Here is a 25547-nt window from a genome sequence, read left to right on the forward strand (position 1 = left end):
AGAATAAATGTCAAGAAGTACTCCTTTAAAAAGAGTTAGAAATATAGGAATCGCTGCACATATTGATGCAGGAAAAACAACAACAAGTGAAAGAATACTTTTCTTTACAGGTATGAGTCATAAAATAGGCGAAGTGCATGATGGTGCTGCTACTATGGATTGGATGGAACAAGAAAAAGAAAGAGGTATTACTATCACTTCTGCTGCAACAACTTGTTTTTGGAAAGATCATCAAATCAATCTAATTGACACTCCAGGCCACGTTGATTTTACTATAGAAGTTGAAAGATCAATGCGTGTTTTAGATGGTGCTGTTGCAGTGTTTTGTTCTGTAGGTGGCGTTCAACCACAAAGCGAAACAGTTTGGAGACAAGCTAATAAGTATGGCGTTCCAAGAATTGTTTTTGTTAATAAGATGGATAGAATCGGTGCGAATTTTTTTAGAGTAGAAGAACAAATTCGCGAACGTTTAAAAGCTAATCCAGTTCCACTTCAAATTCCAATCGGTTCTGAAGATAATTTTAAAGGCGTAATCGATCTTATTACAATGAAAGCTTTGGTTTGGGAAGATGAAAACAAGCCAACTGATTATGTAGAAAAAGAAATTCCTGCTGAGCTTAAAGATCAAGCAGAAGAATATCGTGTAAAAATGATAGAAGCTGTTTCTGAAACTTCTGATGAACTTATGGAAAAATACTTAGGCGGAGAAGAATTAAGTATAGAAGAAATTAGAGCAGGTATTAAAGCGGGATGTTTAAATCTTTCTATGATTCCTATGCTTTGTGGAACAGCTTTTAAAAACAAAGGAATTCAGCCTTTACTTGATGCGGTTATTGCGTATTTACCAGCTCCAGATGAAGTTGCAAATATTAAAGGGGAATATGAAGATGGCACAGAAGTTTCTGTAAAATCAACTGATGATGGAGAATTTGCAGGACTTGCATTTAAGATTATGACAGACCCTTTTGTAGGACAACTTACTTTCGTTCGTGTTTATCGTGGAAGTTTAGAAAGTGGATCTTATGCTTATAACTCAACCAAAGATAAGAAAGAAAGAATAGGGCGTCTTTTAAAAATGCACTCTAATAAAAGAGAAGAAATTAAAGTTCTTTATGCTGGAGAAATTGGTGCTGTTGTAGGACTTAAAGATACATTAACAGGTGATACTTTAGCGAGTGAAAAAGATAAAGTAATTCTTGAGAGAATGGATTTTCCAGATCCTGTTATTTCTGTTGCAGTGGAACCAAAAACTAAAGCAGATCAAGAAAAAATGTCTATAGCTTTAAATAAATTAGCACAAGAAGATCCAAGTTTTAGAGTTTCAACCGATGAAGAAAGTGGTCAAACTATTATTTCTGGTATGGGTGAATTACACCTTGAAATTATTGTAGATAGAATGCTTCGTGAATTTAAAGTAGAAGCTGAAGTAGGTCAGCCTCAGGTTGCTTATCGTGAAACTATTAGAAAAGTAGTAGAACAAGAATACAAATACGCAAAACAATCAGGTGGTCGTGGACAATATGGACACGTTTTCTTGCGTCTTGAGCCACTTGATCCAGGTAGTGGATATGAGTTTGTAAATGATATCAAAGGTGGTGTAATCCCTAAAGAATATATCCCAGCCGTAGATAAAGGTATCCAAGAAGCATTACAAAATGGTGTTTTAGCCGGCTATCCTGTTGAAGATGTTAAAGTAACTGTTTATGATGGAAGTTATCACGAAGTGGATTCTTCTGAAATGGCATTTAAACTTGCTGCTTCTATGGGATTTAAAGAAGGTGCTAGAAAAGCAGGAGCTGTTATTTTAGAACCTATGATGAAAGTTGAAGTTGAAACACCTGAAGAGTATATGGGAGATGTTATTGGAGATCTTAATAAACGTCGTGGTCAAGTGAATTCTATGGATGAAAGAGGTGGAAATAAAATCGTTACCGCATTTTGTCCTTTGGCTGAAATGTTTGGTTACTCTACTGATCTTAGAAGTCAAACTCAAGGACGTGCAACTTATTCTATGGAATTTGATCATTACAATGAAGTTCCTAAGAATGTTTCTGAAGAAATTATCAAAAAGAGAAATGGATAATTATATTAGCTTAGAATTTGCTTTTTTGGCAAATTCTAAATGTCCTCGTAGCTCAGCTGGATAGAGCACAAAATTCCTAATTTTGAGGCCGTGAGTTCGAATCTCGCCGTGGACACCAAGTAATAATTCACTAAATAACATTAAGATATAAAATCTACTATTTTAAACGATTTTCCTGCATTCAGATTTTATTATGATTGAAATTTTTCTTATCATTTTGTAGCCATCTATATAGCCAAAGTATTGGCTATATAGATACTAAAAAATGTTTTTTAATATTTAATTAAAAAGATATAGATAATTTAGAAATCAAAAGATAAAAGGTATATAATTAGCATAGAATAGCCAAAAGAATATATATTCGGTATCACATATTGAAAAATTCTAGGTATTGGAATCTTTTTTGTAATATTTAATCTTTGAATTTTTCAGAAGTTTTTATAAAAATAATATTATTTTGTTTATTGATTAATTTTTATTTAGGTTACAAAACTTTCTACCAATCTTTGTACTAATAAATTCCATCCATCTACTAAAACAAAAATAAGTAGTTTAAAAGGTAAAGATATCATAACAGGCGGAAGCATCATCATACCCATTGCCATTAATACAGAACTTACGACCATATCTATAACTAAAAAAGGTAGATAGATTAAAAAGCCTATTTCAAAAGCCGTTTTTAATTCTGAAATCATAAAGGCTGGTACAAGAACGCTTAAAGGAACATCGTCTATGGTTTTAGGATTAGGCAAATTTCGAATTCTATAAAATAAAGCAAGATCTTTTTCTCTAGTATTTTTTAGCATAAATTCTTTAAAGGGTTTAACTCCTTTGGCAAATGCTTCTTCATAGCCTATTTTTTCCTCTAAATAAGGCTTAATTGCTTCATTATATGACTTTGTGGCTACAGGTTCCATAATAAAAAAGGTTAAAATAAGAGCAAGGGTTATTAAAATAGTATTAGGCGGCATACTTTGCGTTCCCATAGCTTGTCTTAAAAATGAAAAAACAACAATTAAACGCAAGAAAGAAGTCATAACAAAAATAATACTTGGCGCTAAAGCAAGTATGGTTAAAACAATGATAATGTTTAAAGTTGTTACAAGCTGATTTGGGGTATCAGGGGCGCTTAAACTTAAATTCACAGTAGGAATTGTTGCTTCTGGAGCAGCAAAAAGAGTTAAAGAAAATAAAAACAATAAAAGAATTTTTTTCAAATTTTTTAACCTTTGGAGTTTTCTTTTAGTCTATTTTATATTTATAATTTTTAATTTTATCTTTAGATGTTTTAAAACAAGTTTAACTTTAGTTTTTGATAAACTTTGCTTAATTTTAAGCTGGTAAAATACTTTAAAATTTTTGAATAAGGTTTTAAATGCAAAGTTCTATTTTAATTTTAGCTGCTGGACTTGGAACAAGAATGAAGTCTAAAAAGCCAAAAGTTTTACAAAAAATATGTAAAAAAAGTATGATTTTATATATACTTGAAAAAGCTTTTAAGATAAGTGATGATGTAAGTGTAGTTTTATCTTATGAGAAAGAATTAATTGAAAAAGAAATTTTAGATCATTTTCCAAAAACTAAAATTTTAGAACAAGATTTAAACAAATTTCCAGGAACTGCAGGAGCTTTAAAAAACTATAAACCACAAGCTAAACAAACACTAATTTTATGTGGAGATATGCCTTTAATAAAAGAACAAAGTTTAAAAAAACTTATTGATACAAATTATGATTTTAATGTAGCAATTTTTAATGCTAAAGATCCTAAAAATTACGGGAGGGTAATTTTAAAAGAAGATTCTTTAGAAAAAATTGTTGAATTTAAAGATGCTAGTGAAGAGGAGAGAAATGTTTCTCTTTGTAATGCCGGAGTTTATGCTATAAATTCAGATCTTTTAATGCAAATTTTGCCTTTGATTGATAATAAAAATGAAGCCAAAGAGTATTATTTAACAGATGCGATTAAATTAGCTAGAGAAAAAGGAGTTTTAATACATCCTGTTTTTGTAGATGAGTTTGAATTTATGGGAGTTAATGATAAATTTGAATTAAGCAAAGCTGAGGAATTAATGCAAGATGAGCTTAAGAAATACTGGATGAAACAAGGAGTGATTTTTCATTTGCCTCATACTATTTATATAGATCCTGATGTTTGTTTTGAAGGAGAATGTGAAATTTATGAAAATGTTCGTATTGAAGGAAAGAGTCTTATTGTAAATTCTATCATTAAAAGTTCTTGTGTTATAGAAGAGAGCGAAGTATTTAATAGCGATATAGGACCTTTGGCACATCTTAGACCTAAAAATATTATTAAAAATTCACATATTGGAAATTTCGTAGAATGCAAAAATGCAAAATTAAACAAAATTAAAGCAGGGCATTTAAGTTATCTTGGAGATTGTGAAATCGATGAAGGGACCAATATAGGTTGTGGGGTTATTACTTGCAATTATGATGGTATCAAAAAGCACAAAAGTATAATAGGTAAAAATGTTTTTATTGGCTCAAATTCAGAGCTTATAGCCCCTGTTAATATAGAAGATGATGTGATTATAGCCGCTGGAAGTTGTGTGGATAAAAAAGTTGAAAAAGGAGCTTTATTTATCAATAGAGCAACGAGTAAAATAATTAAAGATTATTTTTATAAAAAATTTCAATGAAAACTTTACTTTTAGCAATTAGCGGAAGCATAGCTTTTTATAAAACTTATGAGCTTATATCTTTATTTAAGAAAGAAGGCTTTAAGGTTAAAGTTTTACTTAGCAATGGGGCTTTAAGATTTGCTTCTAAAATAAGTTTTGAAGCACTTTGTGATGATGTTTTATGTGAAGAGAATGAAACTTGGAAAAATGCAAACAATCATATAGCTTTTAGTAAAGATTGCGATCTTATACTTTTTGCTCCTGCGAGTATAAATTCTATTAATAAACTTGCTTTAGGGATTTGTGATAATTTATTTATACAAACTTTAATTGCAGCTAAACTTCCTTTGATTATTGCTCCAGCAGCAAATACAAATATGTATTTGCATTTTAGTGTGCAGAATTCTTTGAAACTTTTAAAAGAACAGGGTGCTTTGATAATAGATCCTATTTGTAAAAAGCTTGCTTGTAATGACGAGGGCATAGGAGCTTTAGCAGAAGTTTTGGATATTTTTAATATTGTTAAAAGAGAACTTTTAAAAGAAAAATTTTTTATAGGCAAAAGTGTTGTTGTAACTGGTGGAGGCACGAAAGAAAAGATTGATGAGGTAAGATGTATTAGTAATTTTTCAAGCGGACTTATGGCTAAAGCTATAGCAGATGCTTTTTATTTTTTGGGTGCTAATGTCACTTTTTTAAGTAGTGTAGATTTTAAAACTCCTTATAAACTTTTAAAATTCGAAAGTTCTAAAGAGCTAAAAGAACTTTTAATAGAAAATAAAAATAAAGATTTTTTGATAATGAGTGCCGCTGTTAGTGATTTTATCCCTATAATGCAAGCTGGAAAAATTAAAAAAAATGAGCATTTAGAAGGTTTAGAGCTGAAGCTTTTACCTAATGAAGATTTGCTTAAAAATATAGATTTTAAAGGTAAAAAGATAGGATTTAAACTAGAATTTGATGAAAAAAATGCTATAAAAAATGCTAAGCATTCATTAAAGGATAAAAAGCTTGATATGGTATGCTTAAATATTTTAAAAAAAGAAAATTCTTTTGGATCTAATTTGAATGAAATATTGTGTATTAGTGCCAAAGATGAGGTGTTATTTTCCATGCAGGATAAAAAAAATTTAGCCTATAAACTAGCCTATAAATGTAAAGAATTATGAGTATTATTAATCCAATATTGCCTATACAAATTGAAGTTCTTGCTAAATCTGGATATGGGCACTATACTTTACTAATAAATAATAAAAAAATTCAAACTAAAAGTATGATTGAGCTTGAAGTTGGGGTGCAATATTTAGTAGAATTATATAATGATAGTGGTAGTATAATAGAATTTAAAAATCTTTATAAAAAACCTAGTTTATCTTTTTTTGAACAAGGATTATCTTTAATTACTGGCCTTTTGGAAGAAGGAATTGATTTTAAAAAATTTATTTTACATAATCTTATAGAATGCAAAGATAAGCAAAAATATCAAATTCTAAAAGAAATGCTTTTTGCAAGTTTTGAAAATGTATATCATATTCCTTTTGTTTTTGAAAACAAAGCCGCTCTTTTACAAATGAAAAAAGACAAATTTTTAGAAATTTATCTTTTTTTTGGTGTATTTGGACCCTTAAAAATTTTTATTAAAGAAAATGAAATTTTAATTAAAACACCTTTTTTTAAAGTACAAAAATTTTTAAGTGAGCACTTAAAAATACAGGTTTTACAAGATGCAAATGTGAAGCCTTTATTTGAATTTAAAAAACTATTTAATTTTAAAGGATAAAAATGAATAAATTAAAACACCTTGCTATTGTAATGGATGGTAATAGACGTTGGGCTAAAGCTAAGGGAGTTTTAGTAAAGTTAGGCTATTCTCAAGGTGTTAAAACAATGCAAAAAATTATGGAAGTTTGTGTTGAGGAGGGAATTTCAAATTTAAGTCTTTTTGCTTTTAGTACTGAAAATTGGGGTCGTCCACAAGATGAAATTGACTTTATTTTTAAACTTTTAGATCGCTGTTTAGATGAAGCTTTGGAAAAATTTGAAAAAAATAATGTTTGTTTAAAAGCAATTGGTGATTTATCAAAACTTGATAAGAATTTAAGAGAAAAAATAGCCTTAGTTGAAGAAAAAACAAAGCATTGTAATTTGCTTTATATTCATTTAGCTATTTCTTATGGCTCTAAAAATGAAATTATTAGAGCTACAAAAAGAGTATTAGAAAAAGGTTTAGAACTTAATGAAGAAAATTTAAGTAAAAATTTAGATCTGCCTTTAGATGTGGATTTGCTTCTTAGAGTGGGCAATGCTAAAAGACTTTCTAACTTTTTATTGTGGCAATGCGCTTACGCTGAAATATACTTTAGTGAAACTTTATTTCCTAGCCTTACAAAAAGAGAATTTAAAAGGATTATAAAAGATTATAAAAATCGCGAAAGAACTTTTGGTTTATGATATTTTTTTTGCTGATTTTAGGTGCAAGTTTAGGTTCTTTTTGTAAAGCTTTAGCTGATCGTATCATCTATAAACAAAAGATTTTTTATCCTAGATCTTTTTGTTTTAGTTGTAGAAGAAACTTAGGATTTTTAGAATTAATTCCTATTTTTTCTTATATTTTTTTAAGAGCAAAATGTAAATATTGTAAAAATAAAATTCCCTTTGAAGTATTTTTAAGCGAAATAATTGGTATTTTTTTAATTTGTATTGCTTATTTTTTTAATACAAATTTATATGATTTTATTGTTTTTTCTTTTTTTGTTTTTAATTTATTTTTACTTTCTTTGATTGATATAAAATTAAAAGCTGTTCCAGAAATTTTGCTTTGGAGTGCTTTTTTTCTAGCGGGTTTTTATGCTTTTAAAATGGAGGAAATTTTTTATATTTTTATTTTTGAAAATTTAAAAGAAGGGTTTTTACTTTATGCCGTAAGTTTTTCTGGGGCTTTGTTTTTATTTAAAAGTTTTATTTTATTTTTAACAAATTTAAAAAGAAAAAATAAAATATCTGATAATTTAGGAGATGCAGATATTATTATAGTTGCTTGTATAGGTGGAATTTTAGGTTTTAAAGATGGATTTATCTCTTTGTTTATTGCTTGTATTTTGACTTTGCCTTTTTTTATCATTAAAGCAAGAAAAGAGAAAGAACTTGCTATGATACCTTTTTTAACTCTATCTTTTATTCTAGTTTGGATTTTTAGGATAAATTATGAAACTTTGTTATAAATATATTTTAAACCAATTTTTAAGTACAAATTTATCAATTTTTTTTACTTTATTTAGTATCGTTTCTATGGTATTTTTTATACAGCTTGCGAAATTTACCTCAAATATAGAAATTAATTTTTTGGATCTTTTAAGACTCTATGGTTTTATGTTGCCAAGAATTTTAATCTTTACTCTACCTATAGCTTTTTTTATAGCTTTAACTTTGGCTTTTTATAGACTTTCTAAGGAGAATGAAAGTATAGTGTTTTTTACACTAGGTTTTTCACCTTTAAATTTAGCTAAGTTTTTCTTGCAAATTGCAGCTTGTGTGAGTGCTTTAATGCTCATTGTAGCTTTAATTGTGCTTCCAATAGTTTTTGAACTTCAAGATAATTTTATTAATTATAAAAAAACTCAAGTTAAATTTAATTATAAAACAGGAGAATTTGGTCAAAAATTCTTAGATTGGATGATCTTTATTGAAAAAGAAGAAGCAAATGGGTATAAAAATATTATTTTATATCATCCAAAAAAATTAAAAACTGATAAGGAACAATTTATCATTGCTAAAGATGCTAAAGTATTATCAAAGGAAAATGGTCTTTCTTTTGAATTAAATTCCGGCAAAATGTATAATTTTGAGGATAATCAAACTATGTTTATAGGAGATTTTGAAAAGCTTGTAATTAATACTCAAGTGGATAATTTAAATACTAAAATAAAAAGTTTCTATGAATATTGGAGTGATATTTCTATCAATGAAGAGAAAGCAAAAGAATTTGTTGTTTATACTACAATTGCTCTTTTTCCTTTAGCAAGCACTCTTTTTGCTTTAAGTTTTGGTATAGTGACTTACCGCTATGAAAAAGGTTTTATATATTTTGGTATGTTTGGGGTTATTGGCGTATATTTTGGACTTTTAAACATTTTTCATCAGCCCCCAATTTTATCCTGTATTTTAATTTTTTTAAGTATTTTTATTGCTTCGTTTATATGTTTTAAAAAAATGATTTTAAGTCGTTATTAATGAAATTAAAATTTGTTTTTTCTTACGATGGTTCAGCTTTTTTAGGTTCTGCTAAACAACCACATAAAAAAAGTGTTCAAGATAACTTTGAAAATGCTCTTTCTCATCTTGGAATTTATAATTCGTTTTTAATGGCTTCACGAACAGATAAAGGAGTGCATGCTAATAATGCCGTAGGTTGTGTAGAATGTGGAGATTATTTTAAAGATTTACATTATCTTAAAAATCAACTTAATAAATATACTCATCCTTTTATACATATAAAACAAATTCAAAAGATGGAACAAGACTTTGAAGTAAGATTTGATGCTAAGGCAAGAGAATATCGTTATATATTTAATCATGACAAATTTAATCCTTTTTTATCACGTTATGCTTATTTTTATCCTTCATTTGATATAAATCAAGCAAATGAACTTCTTGCTTTATTTAACGGAGAGCATAATTTTAAGTTATTTCAAAAAGAAGGTAGTTCTACAAAAAGTACAATAAGAAAGATGTATTTTGCTAAAGCCTATGCTTATAAGAAATTAAGCATTTTTACTTTTAGGGCTAATGGTTTTTTAAGGGCTCAAATTCGTTTAAGTATTGCTAGTGTTTTGGCTGTTTTGGAAAATCGTTTAAACAAAGAACAACTTAAAGAACAAATTGAAGCAAAAAAAGAACACTGTAGGATTTTGGTTCCTCCTAATGGGCTTTATTTGCATAGAATTTTATATTGATTTTGTATATAAATTAACACATATTAATTTTTTTGTTCTATTTTTTGTATAGAATACGGAAAAAAAGGAGAAAATATGAGTGAATATTATGTATATATTTTAACTGTGCATTTAATTTGTGCTATATTTTTTGTAGGGTATTTATTTGTTGATATTTTTATTATAAGAAAAGTAAAAAAGAATTATAATGATTTTGACTCTAAACTTTTATCAAATACAGCAATTAAAATAATGCCTTTTATAGTTTTAATATTATTTTTAAGTGGTGGAATGTTAGCAAGTTTTCATTTTAAACCACTAAATGGTTATTTTGCTATAAAGATTATTTTAGCTTCTATTATTTTAGCTTTGGTGTTATTTTCTTTGTTTTGTCGTTTTATATTTAAAAAGCCAAATCCTTTAGGCAAGATAATACATCCTATTGTTTTTATTTTGGCCATAGTGATTGTAGTTTTAGCAAAATTAATGAATTATTTTTTTATATCTTTTTAAGTAAAATACCACATTCTAAATGTTTGGTATGAACAAATTGATCAAAAAGTGCAAATTTTTTGATTTGATGAGTTTTTAAAAGAAAATCTAAATTTTCTTTTAAACTTAAAGGATTGCAAGAAATATAAATAATATTATTATAGTTTTTTATTAAATTTATAACCTCTTTATTAAGTCCAGATCTTGGAGGATCAACTAGAACATGAGAGAAATTAAAATCATCAAGATTTATATGCTTTAAACGATTAAATTCTCTTTCTTTTTTAAATGCTTGACTAAGTTCTTCGCTTGAAAGTCTTATAAAATCTATATTAGAAATTTGATTCAACTCGCAATTTTTTAATGCAAATTGTATATTTTTTTTAGAAAGTTCTGTGGCTAATACTTTTTTAAAACAAGAAGCTAAAGCTATTGTAAAATTTCCATAGCCACAATAAAGCTCCAATAAATCTTTTGTTGTTTCTTGTTGAAGTGCTGTTAAAACCCATTCTATCATTTTTTCATTGATTAGAGTATTTGGTTGTATAAAGCAATCATTATTAAATTCATAAATAAATTCTTTATCAAAAATATTTAGATTTTGGGTAAGAATTTCTTTTTGAAAAATTAATTTTTTCTTTTTGCTTCTTGCAATAAGATTTAATTGGAGATTTTTACTTAAATCAGAAAGTTCTTTTTCTATTAAATTTATATCTTTATGGTAAAGCAATGTTACGCTTAATTCTTTTTTACTTGCTAGAAATTCCACCCCAAAAAGTTTTTCTTTTAATACAAAATTCTTTTTTATGTAATCAAGCAATAAAGGCATAAGATTACATATTTTTTCATCGCAAAAATTTAAAGTATCAATAATATATTTTTTCTTAGTTTTTTCATCAAACATAGCATAGAAGATATCATCATCTTTGTGATAAAAGGAAAGTTCAGCTCTTGTTCTATAATGCTTAAAAGAAGATGAAAAAATTTCAAATTCTTCTTTATAATTTTCTTTAAAAAGCTCTTTAATTTGTCTAATTTTTTCTTCTAAAGTATTATTGATGCACAGTTTAGAAAAATCTTTCATTCGACTTTTTTTCCAATTATTCTTAACAAAATTACAATAAGCACTAGATTTAAAGGTAGGATAATCCACACACTAAATCCTAAAGAGATAGGTAAATAACCAGTGATTAAAGAGATTATACAGATAAATAAAGCATAAGGAATTTGAGTTCTAACGTGTTCCATGTGATCGCATTTTGCACTCATTGAAGAGAGTATAACATTATCTGAAATAGGAGAGCAATGATTTCCAAAAATAGCCCCTGTTAAAACACAGCTTATATTAATAACCATATAATGATGCAAAGAATCAGGATCAAATTGATTAAGTTGTGCAATGGCGTAGGCTAAAGGTACGGCCAGCGGCATTAAAATACTCATTGTTCCATAACTAGTTCCTATAGCAAAAGAAATTCCCGAGGCAAATAAAAAAATTACCGAAGGAAGAATAAAAGAGGGTAGTTCTCCAACAAGAAGAGAAACTATATATTTAGAAGTTCCAAGATCTTTAACTATACCAGAAAGAGACCATGCAAGTAAAAGTAAAACTATAGTAAAAATCATAGTTTTCCAACCATAAATCCAAGTTTCTATTGCTTCTTTAAGATCAAAAATCTTCCTTTTAACTCCCATAAAAATAGCAATAATGGCAGAAAATAAAGCAGATTGAAACAATACTACAGAAGAATCTGCGTTTCCAAAAGTTGTTCTAAAAGCATAAAAAGACAAAGGATTTTCTTTAACTTTTTTTAACTCATCTCCTTCTAATACGCCAAGCCCATTAAAATAAAAACCAACAATACAGAGAAAAATAAGAATAAAAATCGGAATAATAGCACTTGAAGCTTTGATATTTATATTTTCTTTTGGTGCTAAAAATTGATCTTCTAATTCAGCTGTATTTAATGTTTGAGATTTGATTTTTGGTGCAACTTCTCCTGTAGTTCTAGCCCTTATTTCTGCTTGATACATAGGTCCAAATTCTCTCTTCATTAATGCTGTCATTAAAACAAAAAAAAGCATAAAAATATTATAAAATCTGTAAGGAATAGTTTCTAAAAAAATTCCAAAAGCACTAATATTTTCTATACCTATATGATTATAGGCATTTTTAATTAAAGAAACTTCTAGGCCTATCCAAGTTGAAATGATAGCTATTCCAGCAACCGGAGCAGCAGTTGAGTCAATAATAAAAGCAAATTTTTCTCTTGAAATTTTAAATTTATCTGCTAAGGGTCGCATGATGGGACCAACGATTAGCAAATTAGCATAATCATCAAAAAATATTAAAAGGCCTATGAACCAAGTATTTATTTGAGCGCTTACAGCAGATTTAGCTCTTTTTGCAAAATTTAAAGCTATAGCTTTAGCTCCACCCATTTTGGTAATAAGAGCTACCAATCCTCCTATGCAAAGAATTTGTAAAATAATTCCAGCATTTAAAGGATCTGAAGTGGAGTGTAAGATATAAGAAATCATTTTTGTAAATGATTCTAAAAGGGTATTGTAGATATTTAAAAATTGTATCTTTTGACTTAAAAAAATATTAGAAGACAAGCTTAAAAGAAAAGTTCCACTTAAAACCCCTGCAAACAAAGATAAGATAACATCTTTTGTAACAAAAGCTAAAGCAATTGCTATAATAGGCGGTATAAGAGTAAAAAAACCATATAAATTAGCATTAGTATCAGCATCAGCAAATAGAGCAATAGGCATTAAAAATATAAATATAATTTTCATGAAAACTTCTCTATATGAAAACCATTCCAAGTTTGTGTAACTGGCATAAGTTCTATTTCATTGATATTAATATGTTCTGGAAGATTGATAATGGAAATAATAACTTTTGCAATATCATCAGCGCTAATAAATTTGGTGTTTTTATAAATTTGTTCTGCTTTTTCTTTATCTCCTTTAAAGCGAACTTCGGAAAATTCTGTTTTACAAAGTCCTGGAGCTATATTGGTAACTTTAATATTGCTTGATCTTAAATCATTTCTTAATGCAAGAGAAAATTGCCTTACAAATGCTTTTGTGCCACAATATACATTACCGCCAAAATAAGGATTTGTCGCTGCTACTGATCCTATATTAAAAATATAAGCATTTTTTTGTTTTCTAAGTATGGGAATGATCACCCTTGCAATATATAAAAAGCCTTTAATATTTGTATCAACCATAGTATCTATATCTTCTAAACTCAAGCTATCAAATTCGTCTTGATTAAGCGCAAGTCCTGCGTTATTGATTAAAAGGCTAATATCGCTGAATTCTTTGGGTAAATTTTTAAGTTCAGAATTTATTTTTTCTTTATCACGCACATCTAGTGCAATAATATGGAGTTTATCTTTAAATTTTTCTTTTAAAAGCTTTAATCTTTCTTCGCGTCTTGCTATGGCTATAACTTTAAAACCTTCATTAATTAATGCTTCTACGCTAGCTCTTCCAAAGCCAGAACTAGCTCCTGTGATTAAAGCTGTTTTCATTCTAAAGAACCTCCATAAAATAAATTTTCGCTTGGTTTAAGACCTAAAGATTTTAGATATTTAGCATTTTCTTCTTTTTTAGCGGCTAAAGCAAAGTCTAAGGCATTAAAACCTAAATCATCTTTTTCAAAAAGTTTTACGCCTTTTTGCACCAAAAGTTTTAAAATTTCCGTATTTCCGTATGCTGCAGCATGCATTAGGACATTTTTAGAAGTATGTTCAAGAGCACAAAAGGTTATAAAATAAGGTGTATCACTTTCTATATTGGCGCTTAGTGCTAGTTTTTCATTGTTGTTAATGTATTTATGATTTACATCTGCCTTATTATTAAGTAAAAGTTCTATGATGTCTTTTTTTTGAAATTCTATAGCATAAAAAAGAGGAGTTTTTCCAAATGCATTACTTTGGTTTACATTTGCTCCTTGTTCGATTAAAAATTTTGTATTTTGATAATTCTCTAAAGCATAAAAAATAGCACTTTCATATCCTTCATCAAGCTTGGCACCAAAATCTAAAAGAGTTTGAATAATTGTTGTGTTTCTTTGATTTAATAAGGCAGATCTTAATGCTATAGTGAGTTCTGTTCTAGAGGGATTATTTGTGTAAATAAATTGTTTTAAACAGCTTTCGTTACAATTTTTATTTTCAAGTATTTTGGATATTGGTAAAATATCTTTTATAATTTTTGTTTCACCAACTGCCCAATTTAAAAATTCATTTAAGGCTTGCTTTGCTAAAAAAAACGAAGTTGTTTTATCCAAATTAAATGTTTTTTGATAATAGTTTTCTAAAGGCTTTAAAGCGTTGTTGTATTTTTGCCAAAAAGATTGGTAAAGTCTAAAATTTCCTATACTTTGATAAGCCCAATATTTAAAATAAGTATTTAGTTCTTGGTATTTTTTATCTAGATTTGTTTTTCTTTCAAGCTCTTTTTGGTAAGCTAAAGGGTCAATAGAAATCTTTAATAACAAAAGATTAAACTCTGTAAGCTTTGGCAAATAAGATATACCCGAACAAGAGCTATTGCTTCCTCTTATTTCATTAGAAATCTTATAAAGATCTTTTGTAAAAATTGCATTTTTTAAAGACTCTTTACAATTGTCAATTTTATTAATGATATTTTGATCAGATAAATCAAATTTTTGGTTTAAGATATTTTTACAATCAAAAGCTAATATAGAAGAAAGAGATAATATAAGAGAAAATAAAAATTTCAATTTAATCCTTTTTTGTGTTAAACTTCAAGTTTAAATCGGCATTTGCTTAATAATTTTTTATTAAAAATAATCAATTGTTTTTAGAAAAGTAGAATAATATAATTTTCTTTATTTAAGGATAAATAATGTTTAAAATTTGTTTTAAATCCCCTTTATGTTACTTATCTCTACATAGTGATGGAAAATTTTTAACTAAGGTTGATTTTCATCAAACTTATTTTGAAGATAAAAGTTGCGAAGTATTAGAACAAGCAAAAGAAGAATTAAAACTTTATTTTTCAGGTAAATTAAAGGAATTTAAAACACCTTTAAAATTTAAAGGAAGCGAATTTGAACAAAAAGTATACAAAGCTTTAATTCAAATTCCTTACGGAGTTTTATTAACTTATAAGGATATAGCTTTAAAAATAGCTCATCCTAAGGCTTTTCGCGCTGTGGGCAATGCTAATTCTAAAAATGATATTCCTATTTTTATTCCTTGTCATAGAGTAGTAGCAAGTAATGGGATTGGCGGATATAATGGGGGCTTGGAGATTAAAAAATTTTTAATTGACCTTGAAAAATCAGTTAAATAGGTTTGATTCTTCTATCTCATTTTGTAAATAAAAATCTTTAATATAGTTTTTATGTTCATCTAGAATAAGACAGTACTTAAAATCTTTGTTTTTTAAATCAAAAATATGAGAATACGAAAAATCACAAAATAAAGAATTTTTTAAAGCGGATTTAAAACCTTTAATATTTTTAAAATTTTCTTTAAAAAATTCAAAATCGTTTTCATTAAAAACAAAAATAAGAGCTCTATCGCTTTTTCCAAATTCAGCAGGCTTAAAATCATAATGTATAAAATAAATTTGAAAAAAATCTAATTTATTTAGATTAAAACGAATATCACGTTTTTTTTCTTGTAAAAAGGATATAAAATTAGCAAAAATTTGTGCATAAATAAAAGGTAGTTTTATATTTTTAAAATATATGTTTTCACAAATTAAATTTATGTAAAAAGGACTTGAACTTTCTAATAAGGCAAAATTAACTTGATTAAGTTGATCAAAATTGGCACAAAGTTTTAAAATATAATTTTTGTTGCTTGAGCAAAAAATTTCATTTTTATCGGCTTTAATCAAAGAGTTAAAATCTAAAAAAATATTCTCTTGTAAACTTTTTAAATAAAATGTTTTTGCAAAATGAATTTCATTAGGATTGCATAGTAAAAATTTAAATTCTTTTTCTTCGCATAAAAAACGTAAAAGTCTAAAAATAGATACTTCTAAATTTTGGCTTTGTAGATAAAAAATTTCTTTATCTAATATAGGAATTTCTTTTTCATAGACAATAACAAAGGCCCCTTTTTTAATAGCTTCTTTTATTTCTAACTCATCATTTGAAAAAAAAGCATAAGCGTATTTTACTTCATTTAAATTAAGACTAAAACCTTCTACGCTTAAGACCTTTCCTTCGTTGATAATTTTTGTATTTAAAAGTTCATTAAGATTTGAAATATTCATCCTATTAAAGAGCCGTTTTCTACCAACTGTTCAGGAGTGATTAATACAAGTTTATCCCCGCTTTTAGCACTAAGAATCATACCATCGCTTTCGTATCCAAAAATTTTTGCTTTTTTAAGATTGCTTAATACACAAATTTGTTTTCCTATTAAATCTTTTGGATTATAGTGCTTAGCAATGCCTGAAATCACTTGTCTTATTTCATTATCTTCAAGTTCAAGTTCAAATCTTAAAAGTTTATCGCTTCCTGATATGGCTTGACAATCTTTAACTAGGGCTATTTTGATTTCAATTTTAGAGAAATCTTCTATTTTAATTTTTGCTTTATTTTCTTGTTTTATTTCATTTTCTTTTTGGCTTTTTTGTTCAATTTTAGGAAATAAAGCTTCACAAGGGGAAGCTTTAAAATCTAAAAGTTCATTATTTAAAATGAGTTTTTGATAAGCTTTGCTTGATATTTCGAAATTTAAAGCTTTAGCAACTTTTTTTGTGCTATTTGGCAATACTGGATTTAAAAGTATGCTAACTTGTGCTAGGATATTTGCACAAAGAGAGATTAGAGCATTTGCTTTTTCATTTTCGTTGTTTTTAATTAAATTCCAAGGCTCATATTTGCTTATGCTTAAATTTGCTACATTTAAAGCCTTAAAGAGCTCTTCTAAATAATGATTAGTTTGTAAAACTTCTAAAAAATTAATAGCTTCTTTTAAATGTTTTTTTGCTTGCTGATATTCTTCGCTAAAATATATTAAAACGTCTTTATGATCTATGTAATTTTGGGAATATTTTGCACTCATTCCTATAATACGTCCAAGTAAATTTCCAAATTCATTACTAAGTTCTGCATTGATATGATTGATTAAAGATTGTTCATTAAAATCTCCATCATTACCAAAAGATACCTCTTTAAGAAGAAAATATCTAAAAGCTTCTAATCCATAAGTATGAGCAACTTTTCTAGGATCTATAATATTGCCTTTAGATTTACTCATTTTTTCTCCATCTTGTATCCACCATCCGTGTGCTGCTACAAATTTTGGTAGAGGTAAATTTGCACTCATTAAAAAAGCAGGCCAATAAATAGCGTGAAAACGTAAGATATCTTTTCCTACCAAATGTATATGCGCAGGCCAAAATTTTGAATTTTCATCTTGCAAAGAACTTACATAGATAAAAAGTGCATCAAGCCAAACATAAATAATATGTTTATCGTCTTTTAATTCTTTTGGAAGTTTAATTCCCCAATTAAAACTTGTTCTAGTAATCGAAAGATCTTTTAAACCATTTTGAACAAAATTAATAAGTTCATTTTTTTTATTTTTAGGCAGTATAGGATCGGATTCTTCATACCATTTTAAAATTTTATCTTGATATTTTGAAAGCCTAAAGAAATAACTTTCTTCTTTTAAAAGAGAAGTTTCTTTTCCACAATCTGGGCAACAAAGATGATTGGTTAATTGAGTTGGAGTAAAAAAACTTTCACAAGAGATACAATAATGTCCTTCATATTCATCTTTATAGATATCTCCTTTTTCATACATTTTTAGAAAAATATTTTGAACAAAATCAATATGTTTTTGATCAGTAGTTCTTGCGTATATATCATAAGTAATTTCAAATTCATCCCAGAGTTTTTTAAATTCTAAGCTTATTTTATCGGCGTATTCTTTTGCAGAGTTATTATGATTTTTGGCAGCTTGTTCTATTTTTTGTCCATGTTCGTCTGTGCCTGTTAAAAATTTTGTTTCATATCCTTGTAAGCGATAAAATCTTGCCATTGTATCGGCTAAAATTGTAGTATAGGCATGACCTAGATGAGGTTTATCATTTACATAATAAATTGGTGTAGTTATATAACGCATCTTTTTCCTTTAATTAAATTTTTAAAAGTCAAAACCACCTTCATTTTTTCCTTTTGACATACTATTATAAACTGCATCTACATAATTTTTACGTGTTTGACAAGTAAAAATTTCAGGGCAATTATAACAAGAAGTAAGATTTTTTGTTTTTTGACAATTTTCTAATTTTTCTTTGTTTTGCTGTAGATTTTTTTCAAAATCATCAAGAATGATTGCTTCTTCCATATTAATTAACCTTATCGAAATTTAAAAGTTTTTGAATTTCATATTTTGATCCAAAGAAGCAAGGCGTAGTAGCATGAATCTCTTTAAATTCAAGTTCCAATAAAGAAGTATTATCTCCATTGCTTGTAAGCCCACCAGCTTTTTCTATAATAAAAGCTAAAGGAAAGACTTCAAAAAATGCTCTTAATTTTCCATTTGGGGCATCTTCTGTAGCAGGATAACTAAACAATCCGCCTTTTTTAATTAAAATTTGATGTATATCACTGACCATTGCTCCAGAATATCTTAGTCTATAACCTTCGTTAAATAATTCTTGTATAAAATTTTTATGTTTATTGCTCCAAAATTTTTGACTTGCACCTGTTGCATTGATTTTCCCTTTTTCTTGCATGTGAAGCTCTTGTATAAAAACAAAATGATTATTTTGATCCAAGCGATAAAGTTTTGGTAAATCTTCGCAAATTACAAGTTCAACTCTAGGTCCATATATACTATAAACAGCCGCTTTTAAATTTTTTGCATCAGCTTTTTGTTCATAAATGGCAAAAATAGATCCTATGGCAAAATTTACATCCATTAAAGAAGAACCATCTAAAGGATCATAAGCTATGATATATTCAGCTTTTTCATTGATTGTTAATTCTTCTTGCTTTTCTTCGCTAATTAAAGCCTTGATATTTGGACATTCTTTTAAAGTATCTGTAATGATTTGATCACTTAAAATATCAAATTTAAGTTGAGTGTCTCCTGTGTTATTTTGGGTTTTTTCATAGGAGGTATCTGGAAATTTAAGTTCGTTTGAGATTTTAATTACAGCTTTTTTTATAAAATCAAAAATTTCTTGCATATATTTTTCCTTATATTTTTTTTGCGTGTTCTAAAATGTAAGTATAGATTCCTTCTATATCATCTAAATAAAGCCATTTAAGATTTTTATTTGTAATCTTTTTATAAGAAGCAATAGCGTCTGAAAAAGCAAAATAACTTTCATCAATTTCTTTGCAAAATACACTAATTCTTGGAAGATCAAGCGTTTTTAAACCTTCAACTAAACATATATCAAAATCTTTTACCATTTTAATACTTTCTAAAATATCTCGTTCTTGATGAGAAAAAAAAGTTGTTCTAGTAGGGCTTAAAACAATAACTTCAGCACCACTTTGAAAAAAACGAAAGCTATCTTTTCCATTAAAATCAAATTGAGCTTTATCAGAAGGGTCATGTTTTATGATTAAAACTTTGAGATTGTTCTGTATCATTTTTTGAGTGATTTTTGTAATTAATGTTGTTTTTCCAGAATTTGAAGGTCCGCTAAAAGCCATAATAGATTTTGTCATTTTTTCTCTTTGGATATTTTTTTGGAATTATACCTTATTTAAAGCAAAAAATAGAGACAAAAAGTTATAATTACTAAAAATTTTAGGGTTTATTGATGAAAATTTTTATTTTAATATTGATTCTTTTTTTATTTAATGCTTGCTTTTTAAAAGATGATAAAATTACTGAGATTAATTTAAAAACACAAACTTTAATGTTTTCTCAAAAAAAGAAAATTGATGATGGAAAGTTAAGCTCTGTAATCACTATAAGTTATTTAAATCCTGTTTTAGATGAGAAGGCAAAAGAGGATGAATTTGCATTGCAAATTACTCCTAATACATTTAATATAGATCATTTAAAAGTTTATATTAATGATAAAGAAGCCATAATATCTAAAATAGATAAAAATAGTAAATATTTAAAATATTTATTTCAAAATGAATTCACTAGCTATTTTAAATTTTCTTTACCTTCTAATCAAAATGAAACAAATCTTAAAGTTAAGATTTGTTTAAATCATTGTTTTGAGCTAAATTTTCAAAAATATCCGAAATCTTTATATTATCGTTCAGAAGATATCGATACACAATATAATTAGCCAAAACTTTTTTGCCATAAATTCTGCTTTCTTGATAAGGCACAAGTTCCATTGATAAAAAAGGTTCAAATTCTCCTTTTTTAAAAAGATCTTTTCTTGCCAACATTCTTTTAGTAAAACCTATACCTCCATTATAGGCATAAGCAACAAAAAGGGGTGAATTTAAATGAGTTTCAAGATAATTTAAATGATGATTGGCGAAATAGTAGGCTATTTTAGGATTAAACATCAAATCTTGATCAAAATTTTCAATTTTTAATTCTTTATTCCCAATGTGATTGGCTAAAAATGGCATAAACTGCATAATTCCTAAGGCATAAGAAGTTGAAATAGCAGTTGGAATAAATCGACTCTCTTGTCTTGCTATAGCTAAAATTAAAGCTTGTCTTTTAGTATCATAATCTTTTATAAATTCAAAATAGGGCATTATAAAATAATGATTTTTAAATTTATAAAGCCTTTCTAGGATATAAGCATAAATAGGCAAGGTTTCTTGCGTATTAAATTGATTGGCAAGATTTTTAAGTTTATCTGGATTAGCATTTGCAATTTCTTTTGAAAGCTCTTGCCATGCAAAAGGATCTTGCATATTAAAAAAGTTTTTTTCTTTTTTTGGTTTAGGATTTAAGATTTTAGGAAAATCTAAATTTATAAGTTCACGTGCATATAGGTTGTAAATATTTAATGAGGTGCTATTAGCTAAAGTAATTAGATCTTGCTTATCTTTTTTAATCATATACATCCAAAATAAAGCATTATCTTTATTTTCTTGTTTGCTAAAACTTTTATAAGCTTGTTCAAAAAAATTAAAAGCTAAATCTTTTTTATTATAAACTAAGGCATTTACACCAAGAAAAAATGCAGAATTTTCTTGTGTATTTTCTGGTTTAACATTTAATAGAGATAGGCTAAAATTAGGATTTTCTTTTTTAATTACGACATTTTGGACAAATTGTTTAAAGTTTTGAGAAAAGGAGAGTTTATTGATAAAAGTTGTACTTAAAGGATAATCAATTTTCATAGAATAATTATAAAGTTTAAAAAAATTATCAACATCTTCTTTTTTGTCTAAATAGGCAACAGGCTTTTCTTGATTAAAAGCAAGTAAAAGATTAATAACTTCTGGTTTTTCTTGTTGCATATTTGAAGCTAGAATCTTTCTTGTTTCATTGTTTAAACTAGCTATAAATGTGATAGAGTTTAATCTTACGCTTTGACATGTTAGATTTGCATCTAAAATATTGTTTTTAGTATAGGTAAAGCATTTTTTATATAAAGGATTAATATAGGTTGCAACGGGTATTATCTTTTCAAGTTCAGTTTTAATTTTTCCTACATAACGAAAAATATGAGAATTAAGACTTTGTGCTTCATTTTTGCTTATATTATTTTCTTCTAGAAGTCTATAGATATAATAATCTTTGGCCAGAGAATTATCTTTTTGCTTAAGCTCTTTTAGGTCGTAAGAATTACCAAATAATAAATTAGATAATAAAAAAATTAAAAATATTTTTTTCATAAAAATTGTCTCGCTAAATTCGAAATTAATATGCTTAAAAATTGTAAAGCTAAAATGATTATTAACGGTGCTAAGTCTATATTGCCAATACGTGTAGGAAATTTTCTCATGATATTATATGCAGGAGCACTTAATTTGTATAAAATTTGCACTATAGGGTTATAAGGATCAGGATTTACCCAGCTTATCAGTGCTGAAATAATAATAATCCACATATAAAGATTAATAATAATTTGTAAAATTTGGATCAAAGAGAGTATTAAAGAATCTATAATCATTTTATATCCTTGCTAAGTCATTAATAAAAGGTCTTATATAAATATACAAATCACTAAGTTCTGGGCCGTGAACATTTCCCGTAAGAACAATTCTTAAAGGCATAAAAAATTTTTTTCCTTTTAGATTAGTTCTTTTTATTAGTTCTTCTTTAAAGTCTTCATAGTTTTGAGGTAAGTTAAAATTCTTTAAATTTTCTTTAAGAATTAAACATTCTTCTTTGAAATCTTTATAATCTTTAGCAGAAAAAATAGCTTTCATTTTATCTTTAAGCTCTACTAAAGTGCTTGATTCTTGAGTATAAAATTTAGCTAATTCTGCTATATCTTTATTTAAATCTAAAATTTCATTGAGCTTGGTATTTGGTATTCTCTTTATATGTTCTCTATTGATTTGTAAAAGTTTTTTTAAATCAAACCTTGCAGGAGATTTTGAAATTTTTTTAATGTCAAACCAAGTAAATGCTTCTTCTAAGGTAAAAATTTCACATGGAGTTTTATTTCCAAGTAAAATTAAGTAATTAATAATTGCATCTGGTAAGATACCGTATTCTAAAAGCCATTTTACACTAGAATGTGCTTCTCTTTTGCTCATTTTTACACCATTTTCATTAAGAATAATAGGCAAATGTGCATAAATAATTTCTTTTTCATAGTTTAAACTTTTGCGGATATGCTCTTGTTTTGGAGTATTTGAAACATGATCTTCTCCTCGTATAATACAAGTTATATTTTCAAGCATATCATCAACTGCACAAGCAAAATTATAAGTTGGAGTTTTATCCGTCCTTAAAATAACAAAAGAATCAATATCATCGGGTTTAAAGTCAAGATTCCCTTTAATCAAATCTTTAAAACCTATATTGTTTTGAGGCTTTTTAAGTCTTATGACAAAGGGTTTATTACAATTTAAAACGTCAATATCTTTTAATTTTTCACAAGCTCCATCATAGCGGTAGGGCTGATTATTTTTTTTTGCCAACTCTTTTTTTTGATTAAGTTCTTCTTCAGTGCAAAAACAAGCAAAAGCTTTTTTTTCACTTACTAGCTTTAAAGCCATTTTTTGATGGAAATTTAAATTTTCGCTTTGTATATATAAATACTGCCAAGAAATACCAAAAAGTTTTAAAAGTTCTTTAATTTCCTCATCTTTACCTTCGATATTTCGTATTTTATCTGTATCTTCTATACGTAGAACAAATCCACTTTTATCTTGTTTGGAGCAAATATAGTTAAAAATTGCAGCACGTAAATTGCCTATATGCATATCTCCTGTTGGAGAAGGTGCAAATCTATACATCATAATAACCTTTATGAATTTTTTAGTTAAATTTGCATTATAATAAAAAAAAATATATAAAAATTTAATATATTTTTGTGTATAATTTAGAACATGTTAGCTTTTATTTTTTTTTTCACGATTTTATTTATTTTTGCTTTAGCAAATGTATATATTTATAAAAGATTAATAACTAGAATTTCTTTTTTTAAATATTTGCATAATTTTTTTAAATATTTTTTCATATTGCTTTATATTTCGCAAGCATTCTTTTTTCTGCTTCGCAAAGAAGATTTTTTAACTGATAAAGTGTATGAGATTTTGGCTTTATCATTTGCCCCTACTTATTGTTTCTTTTTTATTACTTTATTTTTAGATTTTATAAAATTTATCTGTATTTTTTCAGGGAAAAATTATTCTATACCATATAGATTTTTACGCATTATTTTTGAAATTTTTATTTTGGTATTGGGAGGTTTTTTAACATATATAAGCATTAATAATGCTCTTAAAATTCCTAATGTTAAAAAAGAACAAATTTATATTAATAACCTCAAGCAAGATTTAAAAATAGCTATGCTTACTGATATTCATTTAGGAAAAAATCTTCATAAAGATTTTTTAGAAAAGCTTATCATAAAAACTAATGCCTTAAATCCTGATTTGATAGTAATAGTAGGGGATTTAGTGGATACTGATGTTGAACATTTAAAGGATTATATAGGCATATTGAATGAATTTAAATCAAAATTTGGAACTTTCTATGTTTTAGGAAATCATGAGTATTATCATAATGTGAATGAAGTTTTACAGTTTTTAAATGAAAATACAAATATGCACATTTTATTAAATAAAAATATAGATTTAGGAGTTATCAATATAGCCGGAATAGGTGATTTAATGGGTCTAAGACAAGGTGTTTATGGGCCAGATTTAGATAAGGTTCAAAAAGATTTAAGCAAAAATAAACCAAGTATTTTATTATCTCATCAGCCAAAAACAGTTTTACTTTATAATGTAAATGATTTTGATCTTATTTTAAGTGGACATACTCATGCTGGGCAAATTTTTCCTTTTGGGGTTATTGTTAAGTTAAATCAAGGTTTTTTACATGGTTTATACCATTTAAATGAAAAAACAAAACTTTATGTAAGCAGCGGAGCTGGATTTTGGGGTCCTAGTTTAAGAGTTTTTGCTCCAAGTGAAATAGTATTATTAGAATTAAAGGGAAAAAGATGAGCTTTTCTAATCAAAGTTCAAGAGTCTTTGGACTTATAGCTAGATTTAAATTTATCAAACCTTTGCAAACATTGATTAATAAAGCTTATATAAAGTATTTTAAAATTGACATGAGTGAATTTAAACAAGCTGGTGATTATGAAAGTTTAAATGCGCTTTTTACAAGAAGTTTAGCAACTTCAAGAAATCTAGAAAATGATTTTATAGCACCTTGTGATGGAAAAATTTTACAGATTTCAAATTCCTTTTTTCAAAAAGATGAATTTTTTAGTTTTAGCATCAAAGGAAAAGTTTATAGTATAAATACTCTTATAAGAGATAGTTTTGAGTCAAAAGAGCTTAAAAATGGACTTGATTGTGTCAATATTTATCTTTCACCAAAAGATTACCATCGTTATCATGCTCCTTGTGATTTAGAAATTTTAAGTGCAGTCTATACTAGAGGAAAACTTTATAGTGTAAATGAAAAATATTTAAAAAAAATTTCAAATCTTTATAGCGAAAATGAAAGAGTGTGTTTAAAATGCAAAAGCGAAAATAATTTTATATTTTGGCTTATTTTTGTTGGAGCGCAAAATGTTGGAAAAATGCGTTTTAATTTTGATTCTAGTATACAAACAAATACTAAAAAATACAATAATTTTTCTACAAAATATCATAATTTAAAGATAAAAAAGGGAGAAGAGTTAGGAAATTTCGAACTTGGTTCTACTATTGTTATATTATCTCAAAAAGGATTTTTAAATTTTAATATTCAAGAAAATCAAAATATTAAATTTGGTAAAAATATAGCTAATTTTATCTAAA

26 protein-coding genes and 1 tRNA gene are annotated in these 25547 nt (G+C 26.8%); 14 read left to right on the top strand and 13 right to left on the bottom strand.

Annotated elements, in window-relative coordinates; translation table 11 throughout:
* Window positions 1-7: 7 nt before the first annotated feature.
* Together fusA and CNZW441b_RS02845 are read left to right on the top strand one after the other, a co-directional pair.
* Window positions 8-2083 carry an elongation factor G gene (fusA, locus tag CNZW441b_RS02840; RefSeq protein ID WP_131163568.1) on the top strand — a complete coding sequence of 692 codons (2076 nt, stop codon included), beginning with the start codon at window positions 8-10 and terminating at the stop codon, window positions 2081-2083.
* Between the two features lie 41 nt (window positions 2084-2124).
* Window positions 2125-2201: transfer RNA gene (locus CNZW441b_RS02845), tRNA-Arg, on the top strand.
* A 361-nt stretch (window positions 2202-2562) separates the two neighbouring features.
* On the opposite strand, the gene fliP is transcribed toward CNZW441b_RS02845, so the two are convergent.
* Complete coding sequence (gene fliP, locus CNZW441b_RS02850) at window positions 2563-3300, bottom strand: flagellar type III secretion system pore protein FliP (RefSeq protein ID WP_216681536.1); 738 nt, start codon at window positions 3298-3300, stop codon at window positions 2563-2565.
* 158 nt (window positions 3301-3458) lie between these two features.
* Here fliP and glmU point away from each other — a divergent pair, with 158 nt between their 5' ends.
* The 8 genes from glmU to CNZW441b_RS02890 all read left to right on the top strand — a co-directional run bounded on the left by glmU (window position 3459) and on the right by CNZW441b_RS02890 (window position 10171).
* Window positions 3459-4745 (top strand): bifunctional UDP-N-acetylglucosamine diphosphorylase/glucosamine-1-phosphate N-acetyltransferase GlmU, encoded by a 1287-nt coding sequence (gene glmU, locus CNZW441b_RS02855; RefSeq protein ID WP_131186527.1) that lies wholly within the window; start codon window positions 3459-3461, stop codon window positions 4743-4745.
* Window positions 4742-5896 (top strand): bifunctional phosphopantothenoylcysteine decarboxylase/phosphopantothenate--cysteine ligase CoaBC, encoded by a 1155-nt coding sequence (coaBC, locus tag CNZW441b_RS02860; RefSeq protein ID WP_131186528.1) that lies wholly within the window; start codon window positions 4742-4744, stop codon window positions 5894-5896. Before glmU ends, coaBC begins: the two co-directional genes overlap by 4 nt.
* Window positions 5893-6507, top strand: coding sequence for a hypothetical protein (locus tag CNZW441b_RS02865; protein ID WP_216681537.1), 615 nt, complete (start codon window positions 5893-5895; stop codon window positions 6505-6507). Before coaBC ends, CNZW441b_RS02865 begins: the two co-directional genes overlap by 4 nt.
* A 2-nt stretch (window positions 6508-6509) precedes the next feature.
* The gene (gene uppS, locus CNZW441b_RS02870; protein WP_131163563.1) at window positions 6510-7178 is read left to right on the top strand and encodes a polyprenyl diphosphate synthase; all 669 of its coding nucleotides are present in this window, start codon (window positions 6510-6512) and stop codon (window positions 7176-7178) included.
* Window positions 7175-7948 carry a prepilin peptidase gene (locus CNZW441b_RS02875; protein ID WP_131165955.1) on the top strand — a complete coding sequence of 258 codons (774 nt, stop codon included), beginning with the start codon at window positions 7175-7177 and terminating at the stop codon, window positions 7946-7948. The genes uppS and CNZW441b_RS02875 overlap by 4 nt, the downstream gene beginning before the upstream one ends.
* The gene (locus tag CNZW441b_RS02880; protein WP_131165956.1) at window positions 7932-8957 is read left to right on the top strand and encodes an LptF/LptG family permease; all 1026 of its coding nucleotides are present in this window, start codon (window positions 7932-7934) and stop codon (window positions 8955-8957) included. The genes CNZW441b_RS02875 and CNZW441b_RS02880 overlap by 17 nt, the downstream gene beginning before the upstream one ends.
* Window positions 8957-9679 carry a tRNA pseudouridine(38-40) synthase TruA gene (gene truA / locus CNZW441b_RS02885; protein ID WP_131165957.1) on the top strand — a complete coding sequence of 241 codons (723 nt, stop codon included), beginning with the start codon at window positions 8957-8959 and terminating at the stop codon, window positions 9677-9679. The genes CNZW441b_RS02880 and truA overlap by 1 nt, the downstream gene beginning before the upstream one ends.
* 75 nt (window positions 9680-9754) lie before the next feature.
* Entirely contained in the window at window positions 9755-10171 is a 417-nt protein-coding gene (locus CNZW441b_RS02890; RefSeq protein ID WP_131165958.1) for a hypothetical protein, read from the top strand.
* Here the strand turns inward: CNZW441b_RS02890 and trmA are convergent.
* The 4 genes from trmA to CNZW441b_RS02910 are packed head-to-tail and all read right to left on the bottom strand — an operon-like array spanning window position 10158 to window position 14915.
* A complete protein-coding gene (gene trmA, locus CNZW441b_RS02895) occupies window positions 10158-11234 on the bottom strand; it encodes a tRNA (uridine(54)-C5)-methyltransferase TrmA (protein ID WP_216681538.1) in 1077 nt (358 codons plus the stop codon). The two genes, CNZW441b_RS02890 and trmA, sit on opposite strands and share 14 nt — an antisense overlap.
* The gene (locus CNZW441b_RS02900) at window positions 11231-12952 is read right to left on the bottom strand and encodes a Na+/H+ antiporter NhaC family protein (RefSeq protein ID WP_131165960.1); all 1722 of its coding nucleotides are present in this window, start codon (window positions 12950-12952) and stop codon (window positions 11231-11233) included. The genes trmA and CNZW441b_RS02900 overlap by 4 nt, the downstream gene beginning before the upstream one ends.
* Window positions 12949-13698 (bottom strand): SDR family NAD(P)-dependent oxidoreductase, encoded by a 750-nt coding sequence (locus CNZW441b_RS02905; protein WP_131165961.1) that lies wholly within the window; start codon window positions 13696-13698, stop codon window positions 12949-12951. The genes CNZW441b_RS02900 and CNZW441b_RS02905 overlap by 4 nt, the downstream gene beginning before the upstream one ends.
* Window positions 13695-14915 (bottom strand): ankyrin repeat domain-containing protein, encoded by a 1221-nt coding sequence (locus tag CNZW441b_RS02910; protein ID WP_131165962.1) that lies wholly within the window; start codon window positions 14913-14915, stop codon window positions 13695-13697. Before CNZW441b_RS02910 ends, CNZW441b_RS02905 begins: the two co-directional genes overlap by 4 nt.
* Window positions 14916-15040: 125 nt before the next feature.
* Here CNZW441b_RS02910 and CNZW441b_RS02915 point away from each other — a divergent pair, with 125 nt between their 5' ends.
* Window positions 15041-15490 carry a methylated-DNA--[protein]-cysteine S-methyltransferase gene (locus tag CNZW441b_RS02915; protein ID WP_131163554.1) on the top strand — a complete coding sequence of 150 codons (450 nt, stop codon included), beginning with the start codon at window positions 15041-15043 and terminating at the stop codon, window positions 15488-15490.
* Here CNZW441b_RS02915 and CNZW441b_RS02920 read toward each other — a convergent pair.
* Genes CNZW441b_RS02920 through mobB form a run of 5 tightly spaced genes read right to left on the bottom strand, consistent with a single transcriptional unit; the run spans window position 15479 to window position 19847 of the window.
* A complete protein-coding gene (locus CNZW441b_RS02920; protein WP_131165963.1) occupies window positions 15479-16423 on the bottom strand; it encodes a hypothetical protein in 945 nt (314 codons plus the stop codon). The genes CNZW441b_RS02915 and CNZW441b_RS02920 overlap by 12 nt on opposite strands.
* Entirely contained in the window at window positions 16420-18285 is a 1866-nt protein-coding gene (metG, locus tag CNZW441b_RS02925; RefSeq protein ID WP_216681539.1) for a methionine--tRNA ligase, read from the bottom strand. Before metG ends, CNZW441b_RS02920 begins: the two co-directional genes overlap by 4 nt.
* 21 nt (window positions 18286-18306) lie before the next feature.
* Window positions 18307-18510, bottom strand: coding sequence for a hypothetical protein (locus CNZW441b_RS02930; RefSeq protein ID WP_216681540.1), 204 nt, complete (start codon window positions 18508-18510; stop codon window positions 18307-18309).
* Between the two features lies 1 nt (window position 18511).
* On the bottom strand, window positions 18512-19357 hold the full coding sequence (locus CNZW441b_RS02935) for a class 1 fructose-bisphosphatase (RefSeq protein WP_216681541.1): 846 nt from the start codon (window positions 19355-19357) through the stop codon (window positions 18512-18514).
* 10 nt (window positions 19358-19367) lie between these two features.
* On the bottom strand, window positions 19368-19847 hold the full coding sequence (gene mobB / locus CNZW441b_RS02940) for a molybdopterin-guanine dinucleotide biosynthesis protein B (protein WP_216681542.1): 480 nt from the start codon (window positions 19845-19847) through the stop codon (window positions 19368-19370).
* Window positions 19848-19942: 95 nt separating this feature from the next.
* On the opposite strand from mobB, the gene CNZW441b_RS02945 reads away from it, so the two are divergent.
* Window positions 19943-20428 carry a hypothetical protein gene (locus tag CNZW441b_RS02945; RefSeq protein WP_216681543.1) on the top strand — a complete coding sequence of 162 codons (486 nt, stop codon included), beginning with the start codon at window positions 19943-19945 and terminating at the stop codon, window positions 20426-20428.
* Here CNZW441b_RS02945 and CNZW441b_RS02950 read toward each other — a convergent pair.
* From CNZW441b_RS02950 to gltX, 3 genes are read right to left on the bottom strand one after another with little or no spacing between them, the layout of a single operon-like run.
* Window positions 20331-21947 (bottom strand): lytic transglycosylase domain-containing protein, encoded by a 1617-nt coding sequence (locus tag CNZW441b_RS02950; protein ID WP_131165968.1) that lies wholly within the window; start codon window positions 21945-21947, stop codon window positions 20331-20333. The two genes, CNZW441b_RS02945 and CNZW441b_RS02950, sit on opposite strands and share 98 nt — an antisense overlap.
* Window positions 21944-22225 carry a YggT family protein gene (locus CNZW441b_RS02955; RefSeq protein ID WP_131165969.1) on the bottom strand — a complete coding sequence of 94 codons (282 nt, stop codon included), beginning with the start codon at window positions 22223-22225 and terminating at the stop codon, window positions 21944-21946. The genes CNZW441b_RS02950 and CNZW441b_RS02955 overlap by 4 nt, the downstream gene beginning before the upstream one ends.
* Window position 22226: 1 nt before the next feature.
* Complete coding sequence (gltX, locus tag CNZW441b_RS02960) at window positions 22227-23522, bottom strand: glutamate--tRNA ligase (protein WP_131163695.1); 1296 nt, start codon at window positions 23520-23522, stop codon at window positions 22227-22229.
* A gap of 93 nt (window positions 23523-23615) precedes the next feature.
* Between gltX and CNZW441b_RS02965 the strand changes: the two genes are divergently transcribed.
* On the top strand, window positions 23616-24740 hold the full coding sequence (locus CNZW441b_RS02965) for a metallophosphoesterase (protein WP_216681544.1): 1125 nt from the start codon (window positions 23616-23618) through the stop codon (window positions 24738-24740).
* Window positions 24737-25546, top strand: coding sequence for a phosphatidylserine decarboxylase (locus CNZW441b_RS02970; protein ID WP_216681545.1), 810 nt, complete (start codon window positions 24737-24739; stop codon window positions 25544-25546). Before CNZW441b_RS02965 ends, CNZW441b_RS02970 begins: the two co-directional genes overlap by 4 nt.
* Window position 25547: the final 1 nt, after the last annotated feature.

This window comes from Campylobacter novaezeelandiae, from assembly GCF_018968685.1.
Classification (GTDB): Bacteria; Campylobacterota; Campylobacteria; order Campylobacterales; family Campylobacteraceae; genus Campylobacter_D; species Campylobacter_D novaezeelandiae.